Below are 344 nucleotides of genomic sequence, written 5' to 3' on the forward strand. Positions count from 1 at the left end.
ATCACCGCCGCAATCTCAGTCGCCAATGTATCCGATGCCTTGGCTTTCTACGGCGAAGTGTTGGGAGCCGAAACGGTCGATGCCCTGACCGTGCCCGGCACTGAAACCGTGGTCCATGCAACCGCAAAGATCGCGGGCACGACCATTGTTCTAAGCCTTGACGAAAATGCGCGGCCCCACTCTGGGACAGGTCATGTAACGCTTTACCACTATCTTGAGAACGTCGAGGAAGCTTTCGAGCAGGCGATCAATAATGGCGCCGTTGTCGTGTCGCCCGTCACTTTGACGTGGTGGGGCGAAATGTGCGCCACGGTCATCGACCCATTTGGGGTTAAGTGGAGCTT

1 protein-coding gene is annotated in these 344 nt (G+C 56.7%); it reads left to right on the top strand.

All coding sequences use genetic code 11. From position 1 onward, the window contains the following. Nucleotides 1–344 (top strand): VOC family protein (locus SM447_RS29230; protein WP_474576095.1); only part of this gene is annotated, 344 nt, incomplete at both ends.

The organism is Micromonospora aridisoli (assembly GCF_056150025.1).